The organism is Paenarthrobacter sp. NPDC089714, assembly GCF_044748905.1.
GTDB lineage: Bacteria > Actinomycetota > Actinomycetes > Actinomycetales > Micrococcaceae > Arthrobacter.
The window spans coordinates 215,873-235,129 of record NZ_JBIVGX010000005.1; the positions used below are offsets into that span (position 1 = coordinate 215,873).

14 protein-coding genes are annotated in these 19,257 nt (G+C 63.8%); 11 read left to right on the top strand and 3 right to left on the bottom strand.

The genetic code is table 11. The features are described 5' to 3' along the window. Positions 1–210: 210 nt before the first annotated feature. Positions 211–1,266, top strand: coding sequence for an agmatinase (gene speB, locus ACIPY3_RS11835; protein WP_397323073.1), 1,056 nt, complete (start codon positions 211–213; stop codon positions 1,264–1,266). Next, positions 1,263–2,978: a thiamine pyrophosphate-binding protein gene (locus ACIPY3_RS11840; protein WP_400334218.1), complete on the top strand. Its 1,716-nt coding sequence runs from the start codon at positions 1,263–1,265 to the stop codon at positions 2,976–2,978. Before speB ends, ACIPY3_RS11840 begins: the two co-directional genes overlap by 4 nt. A gap of 65 nt (positions 2,979–3,043) precedes the next feature. On the opposite strand, the gene ACIPY3_RS11845 is transcribed toward ACIPY3_RS11840, so the two are convergent. Both ACIPY3_RS11845 and ACIPY3_RS11850 read right to left on the bottom strand, forming a co-directional pair. Continuing rightward, complete coding sequence (locus ACIPY3_RS11845) at positions 3,044–4,372, bottom strand: MFS transporter (RefSeq protein WP_400334220.1); 1,329 nt, start codon at positions 4,370–4,372, stop codon at positions 3,044–3,046. 28 nt (positions 4,373–4,400) lie between these two features. Then, entirely contained in the window at positions 4,401–5,429 is a 1,029-nt protein-coding gene (locus tag ACIPY3_RS11850; protein ID WP_400334222.1) for an MBL fold metallo-hydrolase, read from the bottom strand. 94 nt (positions 5,430–5,523) lie between these two features. Between ACIPY3_RS11850 and ACIPY3_RS11855 the strand changes: the two genes are divergently transcribed. From ACIPY3_RS11855 to ACIPY3_RS11890, 8 genes are all read left to right on the top strand, one after another. Further along, a complete protein-coding gene (locus ACIPY3_RS11855; protein WP_400334224.1) occupies positions 5,524–6,429 on the top strand; it encodes a LysR family transcriptional regulator in 906 nt (301 codons plus the stop codon). 73 nt (positions 6,430–6,502) lie between these two features. Further along, on the top strand, positions 6,503–6,985 hold the full coding sequence (locus tag ACIPY3_RS11860; protein ID WP_400334227.1) for a MarR family winged helix-turn-helix transcriptional regulator: 483 nt from the start codon (positions 6,503–6,505) through the stop codon (positions 6,983–6,985). 9 nt (positions 6,986–6,994) lie between these two features. After that, positions 6,995–9,094 (top strand): MFS transporter, encoded by a 2,100-nt coding sequence (locus ACIPY3_RS11865; protein WP_400334230.1) that lies wholly within the window; start codon positions 6,995–6,997, stop codon positions 9,092–9,094. A gap of 169 nt (positions 9,095–9,263) precedes the next feature. Continuing rightward, complete coding sequence (locus tag ACIPY3_RS11870; RefSeq protein WP_400334233.1) at positions 9,264–9,524, top strand: ribbon-helix-helix protein, CopG family; 261 nt, start codon at positions 9,264–9,266, stop codon at positions 9,522–9,524. A 406-nt stretch (positions 9,525–9,930) separates the two neighbouring features. Beyond that, positions 9,931–11,664 carry an ABC transporter ATP-binding protein gene (locus tag ACIPY3_RS11875; protein ID WP_400334236.1) on the top strand — a complete coding sequence of 578 codons (1,734 nt, stop codon included), beginning with the start codon at positions 9,931–9,933 and terminating at the stop codon, positions 11,662–11,664. Further along, positions 11,661–13,745, top strand: coding sequence for an ABC transporter ATP-binding protein (locus ACIPY3_RS11880; protein ID WP_400334239.1), 2,085 nt, complete (start codon positions 11,661–11,663; stop codon positions 13,743–13,745). Before ACIPY3_RS11875 ends, ACIPY3_RS11880 begins: the two co-directional genes overlap by 4 nt. Before the next feature lie 68 nt (positions 13,746–13,813). Beyond that, complete coding sequence (locus ACIPY3_RS11885) at positions 13,814–14,230, top strand: acyl-CoA thioesterase (protein WP_400334364.1); 417 nt, start codon at positions 13,814–13,816, stop codon at positions 14,228–14,230. Between the two features lie 88 nt (positions 14,231–14,318). Beyond that, positions 14,319–15,083 (top strand): copper homeostasis protein CutC, encoded by a 765-nt coding sequence (locus ACIPY3_RS11890; RefSeq protein WP_400334242.1) that lies wholly within the window; start codon positions 14,319–14,321, stop codon positions 15,081–15,083. Between the two features lie 84 nt (positions 15,084–15,167). On the opposite strand, the gene ACIPY3_RS11895 is transcribed toward ACIPY3_RS11890, so the two are convergent. After that, a complete protein-coding gene (locus tag ACIPY3_RS11895; protein WP_400334366.1) occupies positions 15,168–16,067 on the bottom strand; it encodes a phosphotransferase in 900 nt (299 codons plus the stop codon). A gap of 166 nt (positions 16,068–16,233) precedes the next feature. Here ACIPY3_RS11895 and ACIPY3_RS11900 point away from each other — a divergent pair, with 166 nt between their 5' ends. Continuing rightward, positions 16,234–19,257, top strand: a complete 3,024-nt coding sequence (locus ACIPY3_RS11900) for a glycoside hydrolase domain-containing protein (RefSeq protein WP_400334245.1) — start codon at positions 16,234–16,236, stop codon at positions 19,255–19,257.

The following is a 19,257-nucleotide window of genomic DNA, read 5'->3' on the forward strand; positions in this document are numbered from 1 at the left end:
TCGCGCAGCACGGTGCTGCTCCCGGAATGGAGCGTATTGCTGGGAATTGCCTGTTAATACCGGTTTTTATGGAATCTTTACGCCTCATGTGACCGGCATCTCATATGGTCGACCCGACAAAGCTGACTTGTAAACAGGTGATGCTTATTAGACAACTTTGAGTGTATGATGGGTGTCACAGCAGCCATCTACTTAAGGAGTTGCGCAACTTTGGAAGAGCTCCGTATCGAGGCCAACGGCAACCTCGGCCCCATCGATTCCTCCCGCATCCCGCGCTACGCCGGTGCAGCCACCTACGCCCGCCTGCCCCGCCTGGACCAGGTGTCCAAGGCCGACGTCACCGTTGTCGGCGTGCCATTCGACTCCGGCGTTTCCTACCGTCCCGGCGCGCGCTTCGGCGCCAACCACGTGCGTGAGGCCAGCCGCTTGCTGCGCCCGTACAACCCCGCGTGGGACGTCAGCCCGTTCGAGAACATCCAGGTTGCCGACGCCGGCGACATGGCCGTGAACCCGTTCAACATCAACGAGGCCATCGAAACCATCCAGCAAAACGCCCTGGACCTTACCGCCACGGGCAGCAAACTGGTCACTCTCGGCGGCGACCACACCATTGCCCTCCCACTGCTGAGGGCGGCGGCTGAACGTGCCGGCGAGCCCATCGCCATGCTGCACTTCGATGCCCACCTGGACACCTGGGACACCTACTTCGGTGCGGAATACACGCACGGTACCCCGTTCCGGCGTGCCGTCGAAGAAGGCATCCTGGATACCGAGGCCATCAGCCACGTTGGAACCCGCGGTCCGCTGTACGGCAAGAAAGACCTCGACGACGACCACCGCTTTGGCTTCGGCATCGTCACCTCGGCAGACGTCTACTACCAGGGCGTTGCCGAGACGGTGGCCAAGATCCGGGACCGGATCGGCAACCGCCCGCTGTACATCTCCGTGGACATCGACGTCCTGGATCCGGCCCATGCGCCGGGAACGGGTACGCCGGAAGCCGGCGGCATCACCAGCCGTGAACTCCTGGAGATCATCCGCGGCTTCCGTGGCATGAACCTCGTGGGAGCCGATGTTGTGGAAGTTGCTCCGGCCTACGACCACGCGGAAATTACGGGTGTGGCCGGCAGCCACGTTGCCTACGAACTGGTGACCCTCATGGCGGACAACGCTGTGGAGGGCGACCGGCACGGCGCTCCGAACGGCTACGCCCAGCAGGCCCTGGGTGCACGCATCGAAGAACTCGCGAAAGCTACCCGGCGATGATCGACTTTGATCCGGGCACGGCGGCTCCCACCAAGGAGACAGGCCAGCGCAACGGTGGGGACCTCGTTGTCGAGACCCTTGAAGCGCTCGGTGCGAAGACGGTCTTTGGCATTCCCGGCCAGCACGCCCTGGGTTTGTTCGATGCCATGGGCCGCGGCAACCTGCACTTCGTTTCCTCGCGCGTGGAGAACAACTCCGCGTTCGCCGCTGACGGGTACTCCCGCGCTACCGGCGAGGTCGGCGTGCTGTTCCTGTCCACGGGGCCGGGCGCGTTGACGTCCCTGGCTGGTTTGCAGGAGGCCTACGCCACCGGTGTTCCGATGGTGGTCGTCGCAAGCCAGATCCCCTTGGAGGGGTTGGGTGCCCGCCGCAAGGGCATGCTCCACCAGCTTGATGACCAAAAGGCGTCGGCCGCGAATGTCACCAAGAGCCAGCGGCTGATCCAGCACGCTTCGGGTATCCCGTCTGCCATCCAGGACGCCTGGACGGAAGCGATTTCGTCCCCGCAGGGCCCTGTGTGGATCGAGATTCCGCAGAACGTGCTGCTGGATCCGATCGTGGTCCCGCCGGTGGAAGATGCCTTGGCTGAGGCTTTCGACAACCCGCCGCGTGTGGAGTTGGTCCGTGAGGCCGTGAAGTGGCTTACGACGGCGGAACGTCCGGCGATCATCGCCGGCGGCGGTACGCGCCGTGGCCGGGCCGAAAAGTCGTTGCTCTCCATTGCCGAGCAGTTGCGGGCCCCGGTGATCTGCACCCCGGGCGGCAATGGCGCGTTCCCGTGGAACCACGAGCTGTCCCTGCAGTCCTGGATCGAGGACAGGTACATGACCGACGTCCTTGAGGACGCGGACGTACTGATCGTCATCGGTTCGTCCCTGGGCGAGGTGACGTCGAACTACTTCACGTTCGCCCCCCGCGGCCGGATCATCCAGATCGACGCCGAACCCCGTGTCCTGGAGTCCAACCGTCCCGGCCTTGGCATCCGTGCCGACGCCGGGCAGGCCCTCGCAGCACTCGATGAGGCGCTCACCGAGGCACTTGCTGAAGCTGGCGCCGCGGATGCAACCCGACGCGACTGGCACGGTACCAGCCCGGAGGATGTGGTCAAGGACGCCTTGGCCAAGGTCAAAGCCCGTCTGGAATCGCAGGACCTCGCCAAGGAACTGAAGTTCATGGCCGATATCCGCGAAGCCGTTCCGGCGGACATGCAGACCTTCTGGGACATGACCATTTCCGCGTACTGGGGCTGGTCCTGCTGGGATGCCCGTGAAGGCCAGTTCCATTCCGCGCAGGGCGCCGGCGGGCTGGGCTACGGGTTCCCCGCCGCGATCGGCGGTGCCGTGGGCTTGGAAACCACCGGCAAACCGGGGCGGGTACTCGCAGTGTCCGGCGACGGTTCGTCCATGTACTCCATCTCGGAACTCGCCACTGCGAAGCAGCACAACATTCCGGTCACGTGGTTGATCGTGGACGACGGCGGCTACGGCATCCTGCGCGAATACATGGTGGGTGCCTTCGGCAAGGCGACGGCTACCGAACTGGCCCGCCCGGACTTCGTCAAACTGGCCGAGTCCTTCGGCGTCCCCGCGCGCCGGGTATCCCCGGAGGAAGTGGGGGATGCGCTCAAGGCGTCCTTTGCCGCAGACGGACCCAACGTCGTCGTGGTTGAAACGCTGCTGAAGATGTTCGGCCCCACCCACCTGGACGACTAGCAGCACGAAAAACCCTCGCGCAGAAGCGCGGGGGTTTTTCTGCGTTGCAGGGCGGAACCCACAAGCTAGTCGAGGTCGCGCCGCGTGCCCTCCGGTGTGGCCTTGACCGCGATCGCCGAGGCCAGCATGGCCACGATCCAGAACACTGCGATCAGCCAGATCCCGCCTCCGGCAGCGAGGCTCAGGCCCGCGACGATCATCGGTGTGAAACCTGCACCGATCATGGAAGCGCCTTGGTACGCCAAGGATGCGCCCGTGTAACGATTGCGGGTGGGGAACTGTTCGGCCACGTAGGCTGCGATGGGTCCGTACAGGAACCCTTGGACCAGGCCGTTGCCCAGGATGATCGCCACCGCAAAGCCCCACAACTCGCCGTTGGTCAGCAGCATCAGGATGGGGTACACCAGCACCGCACCCAGGAGGGACGCGCCGATGAGCACCCGACGGCGGCCCACGCGGTCGCTGAGGCGGGCGGAATAGAAGCAGATCACCAGGGTCAGGAGTGCGGCAAACGCCTTGATGTTCAGGACGCCGTTTTTGTCCGCGCCGCTGTCAACGGCCACGGAAACGCCCCAAACGGTGGTCATCGACTGGCATACATAGAACGAGGTGGTTGCGAGCAAGCCCAGGAGCACGGCCTTGGGGTTGTTCTTGAGGACATCCAGCAGGGGGACCCGGCGCTTTTCGCCGGCTGCCTCGAGCCGCTGGAACGCCGGAGTTTCGGCCACCTTCAGGCGGATCACCAGGCCCACCACAATCAGCAAGGCACTCAGCAGGAACGGAACGCGCCAGCCCCACACGAGGAAATCCTTGCCGGACACCGCGGCGAACAGGGACAGCGCAAGCGTGCCGAGGATGGCCCCGGCCGGCCCGCCTGCGTTGGCAAACGCTGCAGCGAAACCACGGTGTTCCTTGGGCGCATGTTCGATCGCCATGAGCGCCGCTCCGCCCCACTCGCCACCCACGGCCACACCCTGGACCAGCCGGAGGATCACCAGGGCCAACGGTGCGGCCATGCCGATCTGTGCAGTGGTGGGAAGAAGGCCGATGGCCGTGGTGCCAAGGCCCATGATCAACATGGACAGCACCAGCATTTGCTTGCGGCCCAGGCGGTCGCCGAAGTGCCCGAAGATCAGGCCACCCAACGGGCGGGCGATGTAGCCCACTGCAAGGGTCACGAAGGAGGCGAACAGGTCGAAGCCCGGGCCGAGGTTGGCGAAGAAGACCTTGTTGAAGACCAGGCTCGCTGCCGTCGCATACAGGACAAAGTCGTAGTATTCGATCGCGCTGCCAATAAAGCTGGAGGCCAGGATGCGGCGCATGTCCTTGGAATTCATGGACGATTCCGTGGTGGTGACAGCTCCGGTTTCCGGGGCTGTTGGGGCTGAGCTCATGGGGTTTCCTCTGGTGTTTCGGGCCGCGTCAGCGCTGACGGGCGAACGGGATGGTGTCGAGGTCGTTCGGGACAGTGAAGGTCCCGGTGAAGTGCTCTCCCGCTTCCTGCCAGACCGACTCCGGGGCGGAACCGGGGACGAGGTGGTGCAGGGCCAGGTGGCCGGCGCCGGCAATTTCTGCCAGTTTGGCGGCCTCGCGGACGCTGGTGTGGGACTTGTAGTGGTGGTCGCGGGAAGCCCGGCTGGACTCGTCCGTCTTGTCCGCGTAGAGGGACTCCACCCACGCGAAATCGATGGCTTCGTGCAGCAGCAGATCCGTGTCCTGGGCGAGGGTGATCATGTTCTGCGTGTACGCGGTGTCGCCGGAGATGGTCACCGAGCCCTCGGCGGTGTCGAAGCGGAACGCGAATGCCGGAGCCACCGGCGGGTGCTCCACCAGGATGGCCGTCACCGTGACCAGTTCGTCGCGGTATACCTCGAACGGTTCCATGTCCGGCGTCGGGTTGGTGTTGGGGTGGTAGCCGCTTTCGGCCGGGATCCGGATGTCTTCGGCGTGGAAGATGTCCAGGGGGCTGGGCCGGAGGCTGTCCAGGATGCGGTCGTTGAGGTCCGTTGCGTGGGCCTTCATGAGCTGTTCGAACATTTGGCGGGTGCCCGGCGTCGGATTCTCCGGAGCCAGCGGTTCAGGAGCGACGACGGCGCGCGGCGACACCGCGGGAAGCTCGCCACGGTTGCCGGGTCCAATGATGCGGACCGGGTTCTCCGTGCGCTCGGTGAGGGCGTAGAGCCCGAAGATACCGAGCCCGGCAAGGTCGTAGACGTGGTCCGAGTGGAGGTGCGTGATGAACAGGGCACGCAGGTCCTTCAGTTGCAGTCCGGACTGGCTGAGCCGTCGTCCCGCGCCTTGCCCGAAATCCACCAGGTAGAAGGCATCCCCAACCACCACGGCCGTGGCGATTCCCGTGCGCTCGCCGGAATCGGCTGCGGCCCACCACCGTGGCCCACCGGCTGTTCCGAGGGTGACGATGTGTGGTTTGAGGGATGACGTCGGCGTCATGGTTCTCCTTGGTCGGAAGGTCTTTCTTCCAGTGTGGTCCGCACCACGTCACTTGTATAATCAATCAATTCTAAGAAGTTCATAAGGAGAACTGATGGGTGAGTTTACGCTGCGGCAGTTGGAATACTTCGTGGCCGTCCTGGACCACGGCTCGCTGACCAAGGCCGCCAGCGAATCCAACATTTCCCAGGCTGCGGCCTCCATGGCCATCGCCCAGTTGGAGAAGAGCCTGGGGTTGGACCTGCTGATCCGTACGCGCGCCAAGCGGGTGGAACCCACGCCGGCGGGGATGGAGCTGGGTGTCCGTGCGCGACGCATCCTGCGGGAAACCGCGGAACTCCATGGCGCGCTTCACGGCTCCCATGAGGACATGCGCGGCCGTGTGTCGATTGGTTGCATGATCGCGATCTCGCCACGGTTGATTCCAGAACTGATCCGTGTCTTCGCCGCGCGGTGGCCGGACGTGGAACTCGACTTCGTGGAGGGCAATGCCGAAGAACTCCAACGGGCTGTGGGGGAGGGGGAGCTGGACGTGGCGTTCATCTATTCGCTCCAGGCGGTTCCCGGCGTCGAAATCCTCACGGTGGCAGCATCCCGCCCGCAGTTCATGCTGGCGGCGGACCACCCTCTGGCACAGCGGAGATCGCTCAGCTTCGCCGATCTGGCGGAGGAGGACGTAGTCCTCTTTGACGTACCACCCAGCGCGGAGCGCGTCATTGCCATGTTCCATTCGGCGGGGATCGAGCCCAAGGTGCGGTGGCGGAGCGTGGTGGCTCAGACCATCCGCGGGATTGTGGCCAGTGGCAGGGCGTATTCGGTGACGAACGTGTGGCCCGGGATCGAGTCCCTCTATACAGGCGCCCGGGTGGCGTTGGTTCCCATTGAGGACAAGCTGCCGGAGAACAAGCTCGTTGCCGTGGTCCCGCCGGGTGTGCACCGGCCCAGACGGGTGGAGGAAGTCATTTCCGTGGCGCGGGAGCTGACCGAGGACGCCTCCTGACCCTTCTTTAGTTTCCCAAAGCAATCATTCTTGTGTATAGTTGCTTTAGGCAAACAAAAAAGGGGTGTTTTCCATGTCCGTCGGTTCAGCCACGGCAACCGATCTTGTGCATCAAATTTTCGACCTGCAGCGGACTCTGCGCTGTGTGGTGACCGCCCACCTGGCCCGCGTTCCCGACGTCGGAATGGCCGTCCAAGGTGTCATGCGGTTCATTGGCGAGGGGGAGACCCGTGCCACCCACCTGGCGGCCAAGCTGGGCGTCAGCGCGCCCGTCCTGAGCCGCCACATAGCCGAGCTGGAGGACCTGGGCTTCGTCATGAGGCGGCCTGATCCGGCAGATGGCAGGGCGCAGCTCCTCGCGCTGACGGAGAGCGGCACAGCCAAACTCCGCGAATTCGAAGAGCAGCGGAGCGTCCGGTTGCGGGACTACCTCGCGGACTGGAGCGAAGCAGATGCGCTTGAAGCATCCAGGGTGCTGGAGAAGCTCAGCACGTCCCTCAAAGACTCAATCCGGGCAACGGCGGCCGGTTCCACAACGACGAAACTCACAGTTTAGGAGCCACGCATGGCCAAACCAGCAGTCCAAACCGCAGCGCCAGGGCACGTGGGCGCCGCAGCGCCCATGACCCACCGCCAGATCATGGAGGCTTTGACGGGCCTCCTTGCAGCGTTCTTTACCGCGATCCTGAGCAGCACCATCGTGGCGAACGCCCTCCCCACCATCATGTCCGAGCTCAAGGGCACGCAGACCGACTTCGCCTGGGTCATCACCGCGGCCCTGCTCGCCAACGCGGCCACCACGCCCATCTGGGGCAAGCTCGCAGACCTCTTTAACAAGAAGCTCCTGGTGCAGCTCAGCATCATCATCTTCGTTGCGGGCTCGGTCATGGCAGGTTTGTCCGAGACAATTCCGCTTTTGCTGACTGCCCGCGTGGTCCAGGGCGTGGCCATGGGTGGCCTCACGGCACTGGCCCAGGCCATCATCGGCTCCATGATTCCGCCGCGCGACCGCGGAAAGTACTCGGGCTACATGGGTGCTGTCATGGCTGTTGGCACCGCCGGTGGCCCGCTGCTTGGTGGCTTCATCGTGGACAGCCCCCTCGGCTGGCGCTGGACATTCTTCGTTTGCGTTCCGCTGGCCGTGATTGCGCTCATCCTGCTCCAGATCACGCTGAAGATCGAGCACATCAAGCGTCCGGCGAAGATCGACTGGCTGGGTGCCATCCTGCTGACCACCGGCGTGAGCCTCCTCCTCATCTGGGTTTCCTTCGCCGGCAACCCGGAGTACTACGACTGGGTGTCCTGGCAGTCCGCCCTGATGGTGGGCGGCGGTGTGGCCCTCCTGGCGCTCCTGGTGTTCGTTGAGACCAAGGTGTCCCAGCCGATCATTCCCCTGAAGATCATCTCGGAGCGCACCACGGCCCTGGCCATCCTGGCTTCCGTTGCCGTTGGCATCGCGATGTTCGGTTCATCCACGTTCCTTGGCCAGTACTTCCAGGTTTCACGTGGCGCCACGCCTACGGAGGCCGGCCTCTTGACGCTCCCGATGATCGCCGGAAACCTCGTGGGCTCGGTGGCCTCGGGTATCCTGATCAGCCGCTTCGGCAAGTGGAAGAGGTTCCTCATCGCCGGTAGCGTCCTGCTGATCGGCGGGCTCGCTTTCGCCGGCACCATGGACCACACCACTGAACTGTGGATCGTTGCGATCTACACCGGCGTGTTCGGCCTTGGCCTGGGCATGCTCATGCAGAACCTGGTGCTTGCCGTGCAGAACACCGTGCAGGCCAAGGACATTGGAACGGCCAGTGCTTCCGTGGCATTCTTCCGCTCGGTGGGTGGCGCGATCGGTGTCTCCGTCCTGGGCGCAATCATGTCCAACCACGTGAAGGACCTGGCGGTCGAGGGACTGGCCGCCGCCGGAATCCCCGTGCAGGGTGGTTCCTCCGGTGCCAGCATGGACCTGGCCGACATGCCCGCCCCGATCCGCGACATCATGCGTGCCGCCTACGGTGACGCCACTGCCCAGATCTTCATGATCTCTGCCGTCATCAGCGTGGTTGCCCTTCTGGCCGTTCTCCTGATCAAGGAACGCCCCCTCCGCCGGACCGTCGACGCGGCCCCGGAAAAGGAACTCATCGCCACCGCGTCCGGTGAGGCAGCGATGTCCTTGGACACGACGTCCCTGGACGCAGTGCCGTCCGGCGCTGGTGAATCGCACGACGCCGGCACCCGCCTCGATGCCGAACGGCACCTTGCTTCCGGCTCGGTTCAGGATTCCGGTCCCCGGCAGGGCGGGTCCGGGGAAAGCGCGCGGCGTTCGGCACCGGGGGACCGCTCGTCGGAGGACCTCGACCTTGAGTTCGCCAGGATCCTGACCCAGGAACGGCCCCATGCGGCGACCGACGTGAAGGAACTCCAGGAGCAACTGTCACGGACCCAGTACGTCCTGGCGGAACAACAGCTCCAGCTCAGCCGGGCGAACGTGGAACTCCAGGCCCGGCTCCGCGAGCAGCAGGGCGTCGCCGAGCAGCAAGCCAGGACCGCCGATGAGCTGAGGGCCCTGCGCAAGGAACTCAAGCGCGAACGCCGGCAGCAGGAACGCATGGCCCTGATGCTCCTGCAGGGCGTCGAAGCCAAAACGGACCACGGCAAGCACGCAGGCTAAGTTTGCCAACCTGCCTTTCCTGCTCGCTTTCCCCACCTCGCTGAGACGGGAATTGAACAAGGGCGCGACAAAAGGCGCTGGCCGGGATTCCTGCCAGTGCCTTTTGTCTTTGGGTCGCAGCCGTCGGTCGCTGTGGTCACCAGAAGATATTCGTAATACGATTCTTTGCATGGAACGCAAAATGCGCGGACGGGAAGTCTCGGAGTCTGAGATCGACGAATGGGTGGAGGAGGCCGAAGCTGGCTACGACCTTGAGGAGTTGAAGGCGCGGATGGGGCGCCCTGCCCGGGGGGCGGAGGCATCTCAGGTCATTCCGGTACGCCTGACGGTGGACGAGTTGGCAGCTGTGATGGCAAGAGCCGAGCGCGAACACCTCAACCGATCCGAAGCCATCCGTGCCGCCCTGGCCGCCTGGTCGCACGCGGCGTGAATGTCCGCCGTTCCGCAAGCAAGCACGGTATCAGCTCCGCTGACGCGATCGAGGCGGCGACTTGGCCGCTGGTGTCAGTCCCTTTGGATGATGAGGACCCACGCAGGTTCCTTCGCCTCGGCTTTGATATGCACGGGCGACTGCTGGAACTCGTAGTACTGGTCTGGGACGACGGTAGTGAAGAACTGATCCATGCGATGAAATGCCGCCCGAAGTACCTCGGGATGCTTGGCTAGCGCCATCTACACCGGAGTGTCGCTGCTGGTACTCCGCTGGGATGATCTTTTCCGGAGGTTGTTTCGCATAGGCAACTGACCTCGTAGAGTGGGGAGGCTAATACTGTCAGCGCCTGCTGCTAGAACTTACTTAACTCATTCACGTACTCTCTCCTTAAGGATCCGTGGGCATGCTTGTCACCCTTATACGGCGCTACTCCAAGCCGTATTTGCCGCAAATCGTGGCCGTCCTCATCTTCCAGTTGGCGTCCACCATCGCAACGCTCTACCTTCCCAGCCTCAACGCCAAAATCATTGACGAGGGAGTTTCCCGCGGCGATACCGACTTCATCTGGCGGACCGGCGCGCTGATGCTCGCTGTCGCCCTCGCCCAGGTACTCACTGCCATCGCGGCCGTCTACTTCGGAGCCCGGACGGCCATGGCCATTGGCCGCGACCTCCGCCGGGGCGTTTTCCGCCAAGTCAGCAGCTTTTCCGCCCAGGACGTCAACAAATTTGGCGCTCCAACCCTGATCACCCGCGGCACCAACGATGTCCAGCAAGTCCAGATGCTGGTCCTCATGGGCCTGAACTTCATGGTCTCCACGCCCATCATGTGCGTGGGCGGCATCATCATGGCCGTCCAGGAAGACGTCAGCCTGTCATGGCTCGTGTGGGTCTCCGTGCCCGTCCTCGTGGCGGTGGTCGGTTACCTGGTGGTTCGCCTGATGCCGCTCTTCCGGTCCATGCAGGCCAAGATCGACGCCATCAACGGCGTGCTGCGCGAGCAGATCATCGGTATCCGCGTGGTCCGGGCTTTCGTTCGGGAGCCGTACGAGGCAAAGCGCTTCGGCGAGGCCAACCAGGACCTCACGGCCGTGTCCGTGAAGATCGGCAACCTGTTCGTCCTCATGTTCCCGGCCATCGGCATGATCCTCCACCTCTCAACCGCCGCCGTGCTCTGGTTTGGTGGCCAGCGAGTCGATTCCGGAGACATGCAGGTGGGGGCCCTGACCGCGTTCCTCCAGTACCTGCTGCAGATCCTGATCGCCGTCATGATGGGTACCTTCATGGCCATGATGATTCCCCGCGCTTCGGTGTGTGCAGACCGCATCGGCGAGGTACTCGACGTCGAGCCTTCCATCCATAACCCCACCACCCCGGTGGTGCCGGCCGAAAAAGCCGGTCGCGTGGAGTTCCGCGACGTTACCTTCAAGTACCCGGGCGCTGAGGCTCCCGTGCTGAGCAACATCTCCTTCAAAGCCGAACCCGGCAAGACACTGGCCATTATTGGGTCCACCGGCGCAGGCAAGACCACCCTGGTTTCGCTGCTACCGCGGCTTTACGACGTCGCCTCCGGTGAAGTTCTGCTCGACGGCGTCCCTGTCACCCAACTGGATGCGTCGGAGATCAGCAGCCGTGTGGCCGCCGTTCCCCAGAAGCCGTACTTGTTTTCCGGCACCATCGAGCACAACCTCCGTTTCGGCAAGACCGAGGCCACGGATGAGGAACTCTGGGAGGCACTCGAAACCGCGCAGGCCAAAGGCTTCGTGGAGGAGAAATCGGCAGGCCTCAACCGCCGAATCGCGCAGGGCGGCACCAACGTCTCCGGTGGCCAGCGGCAGCGCCTCTGCATCGCGCGCGCCTTGGTGACCAAGCCCAACGTTTATGTCTTCGATGACTCGTTCTCGGCACTGGACGTCGCTACCGACGCCCGGCTGCGCAAGGCGCTGAAGGCCAAGACCCGCGACTCCACGGTGATCATCGTCGCCCAGCGCGTCTCCACCATCCGCGACGCCGACGAGATCCTCGTCCTCGACAACGGGCGGATCGTTGACAGGGGTACCCACGACGAACTCCTGGAAACCTCACCCACCTACCAGGAAATCGTTGAATCCCAGCTGAGCGTGGAGGAAGTGGCATGACCGAGCAGAACCAGCAAAAGAAGCGTGGCTGGGCTGCCAAGGCGGAAGCCGCCAAAGCCGCCAAGGCCGAGGCTGCCGCTGATGTAGCCACAGAGGCCCTTGAAGACGAGGACTTCGTCGAGGAAGAGTACGTCCCCACAGAGGCCGACGGCGGAATGTTCGGCGATGTGCCGGCCAAGAAGGCCAAGGCTTTCTGGCCTTCCGCCAAGCGTCTCATGGGCCTGCTCAAGCCCGAACGGGTTGGTGTGTTGATCGTCATCGGACTCGTGGTGGTTTCCGTGGTCCTCAACGTCATCGCTCCCAAGGTCCTCGGCAGCGCCATGGACGTCATCTTCGGTGGCGTCATTGGCAAGCAGATACCGCCAGGTGTGACCCCGGAGCAGTTCGCGGACCTCATGCGCCAGCAGGGCCAGGACAACTTCGCGGACATGGTCTCCAAAATGACCCTGACCAACGGCATCGATTTCCCGAAGCTGACATTCCTGATTTCGATCGTCCTGCTCATGTACTTCGTGGCCAACATCTTCCTGTGGGCCCAGGGATGGCTGCTGAACCGGATCGTCATGCGGGTCATCAGGAACCTCCGCGACGAAGTCCAGGCCAAGCTCAACCGGCTCCCGCTGAACTACTTCGACACCCGCCAGCGGGGCGACATCCTGTCCCGCGTCACCAATGATGTGGACAACGTCCAGCAGGGCCTCCAGCAGGCATTCGCGCAGCTGGTCAGTTCGGTACTGACCGTGCTGGGCATCATCGTGATGATGTTCATTGTGTCCTGGGAGCTTGCGCTGATCGCCTTGATCGCGCTGCCGCTCTCCGGAGTCATGGCCGGCGTGATCGGTGCCAGGAGCCAGAAGCTCTTCGCAGCGCAGTGGAAGAACACGGGTGCCTTGAACGGCCAGATCGAGGAGTCGTTCTCCGGCCATGACCTGGTGAAGGTCTTCGGCCGCGATGCAGACATGCTGGTCCGCTTCGATGAAAAGAACGAGGAACTGTACAAAGCCTCATTCGGTGCACAGTTCGTTTCCGGCATCATCTTTCCGGCCATGAACTTTGTCTCGTACCTGTCCTACGTGGGCATCGCCGTCGTCGGTGGCCTGCGCGTCGCCTCAGGTTCCATGAGCCTCGGCGATGCCACGGCCTTCATTCAGTACTCGCGCGAATTCACCCAGCCGCTGGGCCAAATCGCGGGCATGGCCAACATGCTGCAGTCGGGCGTGGCCTCGGCAGAGCGTGTCTTCGAATTCTTGGATGCCGAGGAGGAAGTCCAGGAAACCGGCACCAAGCACTTGCCGGCCAAGACAGACGGACACGTGGAATTCGAGAAGGTGTACTTCAGCTACGTCGAGGACAAGCCGCTGATCGAAGACCTCTCCTTCAGCGCTGAGCCGGGTCACACGGTGGCAATCGTGGGACCGACCGGGGCTGGCAAGACCACCTTGGTCAACCTGGTGATGCGTTTCTACGAGCTCAACGCAGGGCGGATCACCTTGGATGGCGTGGATGTCAAGGATCTCAGCCGGGCCGAGCTCCGCTCGAAGGTGGGCATGGTGCTGCAGGATGCGTGGCTCTTCGGTGGCACCATCTACGACAACATCAAGTACGGCAACCTGGATGCGACAGAGGAACAGGTCATGGAGGCGGCAAAGGCCACCTATGTGGATCGCTTTGTCCGTGCGCTTCCGGACGGGTACCAGACAATCATCGATGAAGAGGGCAACAACGTCAGCGCCGGTGAGAAGCAGCTCATCACCATCGCACGTGCGTTCGTTTCCGATCCATCCTTGTTGATCCTCGACGAAGCGACGAGCTCCGTTGACACCCGTACCGAACTGTTGCTGCAGAAGGCCATGGCTGCCCTCCGCACGGACCGCACCAGCTTCGTGATCGCCCACCGCCTTTCCACCATCCGCGATGCCGACACCATCCTGGTGATGGAGAACGGCCAGATCGTGGAGCAGGGCAACCACAGCCAGTTGCTGGCACTGCAGGGCGCGTACTACCGCCTCTACATGTCCCAGTTTGCCGGTGAGGATGCGGGCGAAACCACTGTGGACGATTCGACGGCGGTGCACAGCTGAGCACGCAAACGGCACCCGCGTCCGCGGAATCGTCGGTGGCACCCCAGCGCATCGAGGTCTTGGTGCCCATGCGCTGGGGTGACATGGATGCCTACGGCCACATCAATAACGTGCAGATCGTGCGCATGCTGGAGGAAGCCCGCATCGCGGCTTTCGGTCCGCCCGCAGGCGCCGGTTTGCCGGGCACGGAGCCGCCCGCCGCCTTGTTCAACGATGTTGGCGAAGGCGTCATGACCCTCGTCGTCGAGCACAAGGTCCGCTATGTCCGAACCTTGGAGTACCGCAACATCCCGGCAGTCGTGGAAATCTGGGTGGGCGCCGTTAAGGGAGCCAGTTTCGATCTCCACTACGTCATCAGGGATCCCGTAACCCGTGAGGAGTGCGTCAAAGCGAGCACGCACCTGGCTTTCGTGGCTGAAGAGACCGGACGGGTCTTGAGGCTCACGCCGGAGCAAAAGGAGAAGCTCGCGGCCTACCAGGCCTGAGCCGCCGTGTTTTGCACCTAAGGCCTCTGGGAGATGCTTCTCAGGGGCCTTTGGTGTGCCCAAACCCGGGTCCACGTAGAGTTTCACCATGAAACTTGAGATCGCCGTGACAAGCGCTGCGGGCGCAGGAACGTCAGCCGCGGAAGGCGCCGACAGGATCGAACTGTGCAGCGGCCTGGAACTCGGTGGCCTTACTCCAAGCCAGGGCCTCCTGGAGTCAAGCATGGAACATGTGGACGGTCGCCTGGGAATCCATGCCCTGGTCCGGTGCCGGCCCGGCGATTTCCACTATTCCGCCTCGGACGTGGACACCATGGTTCACGAAGTCAGGCACCTGCTGGCCCTGGGAGCTGACGGCGTTGTGGTGGGGGCGCTGACCCGCGACGACGAAGTGGACGTTCCCGTGACGGCCAAACTGGTGGACGTGGCCCGGCAGACCAAGCCGGAGGCCGGGATAACCTTCCACCGTGCCATCGATCAATCCCGGGATCCTCTCCGTGCCCTGGAGCAACTCCTGGAGCTCGGGTTCACCCGCGTCCTCACGTCCGGACACGAGCCAACGGCCGGGGAGGGCCTGCCCACCCTGGCACAACTGGTTGAACGTTCCGCTGGGGCCATCGAGATCATGGCCGGGGGAGGGCTCAAGCTCTCGGACATCCCCGCCATGCATGCGGCAGGCCTCTCCGCGGTGCACTTGTCCGCCAAGAGGACTGTGTCCACGCCCGCCGACTCCGCCATTTCCCTCGGGAGCCAGGACGGCGCGGATCCCACAGCCTATTCCGTGACAGACCGCGAGACAGTGCGCGCAGCGAGGGCCGCGGTGAATGCCGTCAATCTGCAGTCGCGGGCGTGAGGCTTGGCCTGCCATGATTGGGGCTGCGCAGGGACGATAGGCCGGGGCGTCCCACGGAGCACTCTTGACCGGGACAGCGTGTCTCTACAGGGCCAACGCGGGATCGGCGAGAAGACGTTCCAGGGTGCTCCGGCCGAGTGCGCTCATCGCAGGATTCGTGTCGGCGTAGTACCAGACGAGCCCGATAGCTTGTTCGAAGGCCCAAGCGGCGCCTCGTCTCCATTCGGGGTCCCCGATGGCGAGGGTCGTGCGCAGGACGTTCCTCCTGCTGGAGTCGAGCATGTGCCAAGCGGCAACGAGGTCCAGTGCAGGGTCGGCGGGGCCGAAGCCACCGGTGTCGAGGATACCCGCGAGGCAGTCGGCGCCCACGACCACATTTCCGGGAATGAGATCCTTGTGGGACATGACGTCGTCACCATGACGAGGCAGCAGCCTCAGCGAGGACCAAGCCAGGCGGAGCCGGTCAACCGGCAGGAGTCCCTCGCTCCGTCGGAGGCACTGTGCCACCCACCCATCATGGGTGACCAGTTCGCCTCCGCGGCCCCCACCGGAGAATGAACGGCCCTTCGTGTCGGCCTGCCGAAGGCTCGCGATGAGCGCCGCGAGGTCCAGCGCAAAGGCTGTCGACGAAGCCGCTGACGTCGCGGTAGCAGTTTCGCCCTCGATCCAGGTCTGGATAGACCACGGCAGCGGATAATCGGCGCTCGGCTCGCCAATCGCAACAGGCACGGGTGATGGAACCGTGCTGACTGCTGCGAACTCACGCATCGCGGCGTGTTCCGCGAGAAGGGTTTCGCGGGCCAGGGCAGCGTCCGTGCCTTGCATCGGAAACCTCGCGGCGAAACCTGGTCCTATCCGGTACAGGTAGTTAACCGTTCCCGAACTCTCCACCGCCACGACCTCCGATGCGTCGGTCGACGGAAGGAGCCCCCGCACCAGCCGCACAGCTTCAGTCAGCCCAAGACTGAGCTGATTCGCATGCATGGTCACTGACCAAGCCTACGCACAATCCGTGCTGGTCAAACACTCAGCCAATGACACTCATCGCGCATCGCAATACCCTTTACAGCCTTCACGGAACGCGGCAATGATGTAAGGATTCACCAACTCGGTGAAACCACCCCGGAAGCTACCTTCAGGAGTCCCAGCGATGCCGCTGCCCGAGCCGCTCACACCGGCCACAACACGCCCCTCCGAGCCCGCCCAATCCATCAAATCCCCGCACATCGGCTCCACCCGGCAACACGTACCCCAACGCGTTACCGGGCACCCGGAAGTGGAGTGCGGCGTAGGTCACTGGGACAAGCTCCTGTACGGCAACCACCGCTTCGTGGTGGAGGTCCCGGACGATGGCCTGGGCCAAAACAGGAGGGTGGTCATTCCTTGGCGGCGACAAGACCAGGACCCTGCCGGTGTGGAGATCATCGTCGTGGCCGCCCACTCCGGGACGAGGGTCCGGAACGTCATAGCGGAAGTAGCTACGCGCGAGTCCGGCACGCTGGTTTTCCAAGCCGTCGATGGCCCCGGAACCTACTTCGTGTACTACCTGCCGTACGCGATGCTGGGAAAGGCGCACTATCCCCAAGCGCAGTACCTCCCACGCAGGCCGGCCGCAGCGCCCGACTGGGCGGCCGCCGTCGTGGGTTCCCTGTGGGCGGACAGCAACGGAACCCGGCTCCCACCAGCGCACGCAGTGCGTTACGAGGCCGCCAGCGAGCGTGACTCGTTTGCGCCCATGAACTTCACGGCAACAGCGGCGGAACTGGAGCAGCTACAGCAGGAGGATGCCGGCGAAGCCTTCCTCATCTTCGCCGAGGACCGGCTCAACCCCATCTCCATGCGGCACGGGCTGGCCGCGCACTGGGCCATCAACGGACCCACCGGCCACTTCCGGGGCACGGCCGAGCCGGGTGAGGATTACGTGGTCCAGCTCGGTGTCTATGCACTGAAGGACCTCGACGGCGTATCGGTGGAGGTAGCGAACGGGCGCTGCATCAACACCGACGGAACGGACCGGCTCGGCAAGCCCTTGAAGAAGTCCCTCAGCATCCCCGCGGGAACAGTAAAGGCGTTGTTCGTCATCGTCCCCATCCCCGATGATGCCGACGGCGTGGTCACAGCGGGCATCACGGTCCGAAACGACGACGGCCTAACGCAGCATCTGGCCGTGGCCCTGGATCTTAGGGAACGCACGGAAGCCACCAACGATCCGCGGCTGCTCAGGCGGCTCGCGTGGATCGACTCGACCATCGCCCAGGACGCCGGGCTCGTGGCCCCGTTTACCCCTGTCACGCTGGATGAAGAACGCCGGACGTTGGGGATCCTGGGCAGGACCCTCAAACTGGGAGATTCGGGTCTCCCGGCGCAGGTGACCTCCACCTTCACTGCGGGCGTGACGGCAACGGACGGTCCCGCCGTCGGGCTTTTAGCGCAAGCGATGACGTTGGAAACGGGAACCATCGACTGGGCCTACGGGCCTATCGACTACACCGTGGCGGGACCGGCGCGGGTCTCGTGGTCCTGCCAGTGGACGGGCCTGCAGGGCAGCAAGACAGTGGCGTCGCTGGAGCTGACCGGAACGCTCGACGCGGATGGTGCCGTTCACTTCGGGCTGCGGTTGGGCGCACACGGGACTGTGGACGTGCCCGACGTCGGGCTGCGGCTTGGATTGCATGAGGCTGCGGTACCGCTCGCCATGGGTTTGGGAATCCCCGGCGGACGGCGACCCGCGGAACTGGACTGGTTGTGGGACGTGGCAAGCAAGAACCAGGATGCGCTGTGGCTGGGCGGGGCTCATGCGGGGCTGCAACTCGCCCTCCGTGACAGGAGCTACGAACGGCCGCTGAACACCAATTTCTACCTCGAGAAGCCGCTGCTGCAGCCGGATTCGTGGGGAACCGGGGGAGTCTCGCTCCGGACGCAGGACGGCATTGTCACCGTAAGAGCCACCAGCGGGCCACGCGCCCTGGACTCCGGGCAAGCACTCGACTTCGATTTCCGGCTCCTCCTGACTCCGTTTAAACCGATCGAACCTGGCAAACATCTGGGCAAGCGGTATTTCCACGAGCCGGCGGACCCTGCACGCATAGCAAACGCCGGCGCCACAGTGGTGAATATCCATCACGCCACGGCGCCCGCCCCTTACATCAACGATCCACTGCTGAGTGAGGACAAGCTCCGCAGCTACATCGCCGAGTGCCACAAGCACGGACTCAAGGCCAAGGTCTACAACACCGTCCGGGAGCTCACCTTCCACAGTCCTGAGCTGTTGCCCATGCTCCACCTGGACCATGAGGTGTTCAGCGACGGGCCGGGTAAGGGACACATCTGGCTCCAGGAACACGCCGGGGATGGTTACGTCTCCGCGTGGTTTGCACCCAACGTGGATGACATTGCGGTGGTCACCACAGGTGGCTCGCGGCTGGAGAACTTCTACGTCCGCAGCCTCGCCGAGCTGTCCAAAGGCGAGGACGGCATCGACGGGATCTACCTGGATGACATCGCCTTCGACCGGCACACCATGCTGCGGGTCCGGAAAGTGCTGGAAAGAGCCTGCCGGGAGCGCGCCACTGACGGCCCGGAGATCGACCTGCATTCGGCCAACCAATTCACCGCCCACGATGGCTACGCGTCGTCAGCCAACTTGTACATGGAGCAGCTGCCCTATGTGGACAGGCTCTGGCTCGGGGAGTACTTCGACTATGAAGGAACCGACCCGGACTACTGGCTGGTGGAGTTGTCCGGAATACCGTTCGGCCTCATGGGCGAAATGCTCGAAAACGGCGGCAATCCCTGGCGAGGCATGGTGTTCGGCATGACGGGCAGGGCGCCGCGCGTGGACAACCGGCCCCTGTGGGACTTCTGGGCAAAGACAGGGCTGGAGCAGATGGAGATGGTGGGCCACTGGGATCCGCAGGCGCCGGTCACAACCAGCCATGCTGACATCCTGGCCACCACGTGGACGGACGGCGGGAAGGCAGTAGTAGCGCTGGCTTCGTGGTCCGAGGAGACTGTGGACGTGCAGTTGAATTTCGACGCCGGTTCCGCCCACCTTGCGTCCGTGGACATGGACGCCCCTGCCATTGACGGCTTCCAGAATGCCGCGCACTATGAGCCCGGCGCCACCATCACCATCGAGCCGAACCGCGGGCTCCTCCTCACGATTGGATACTGA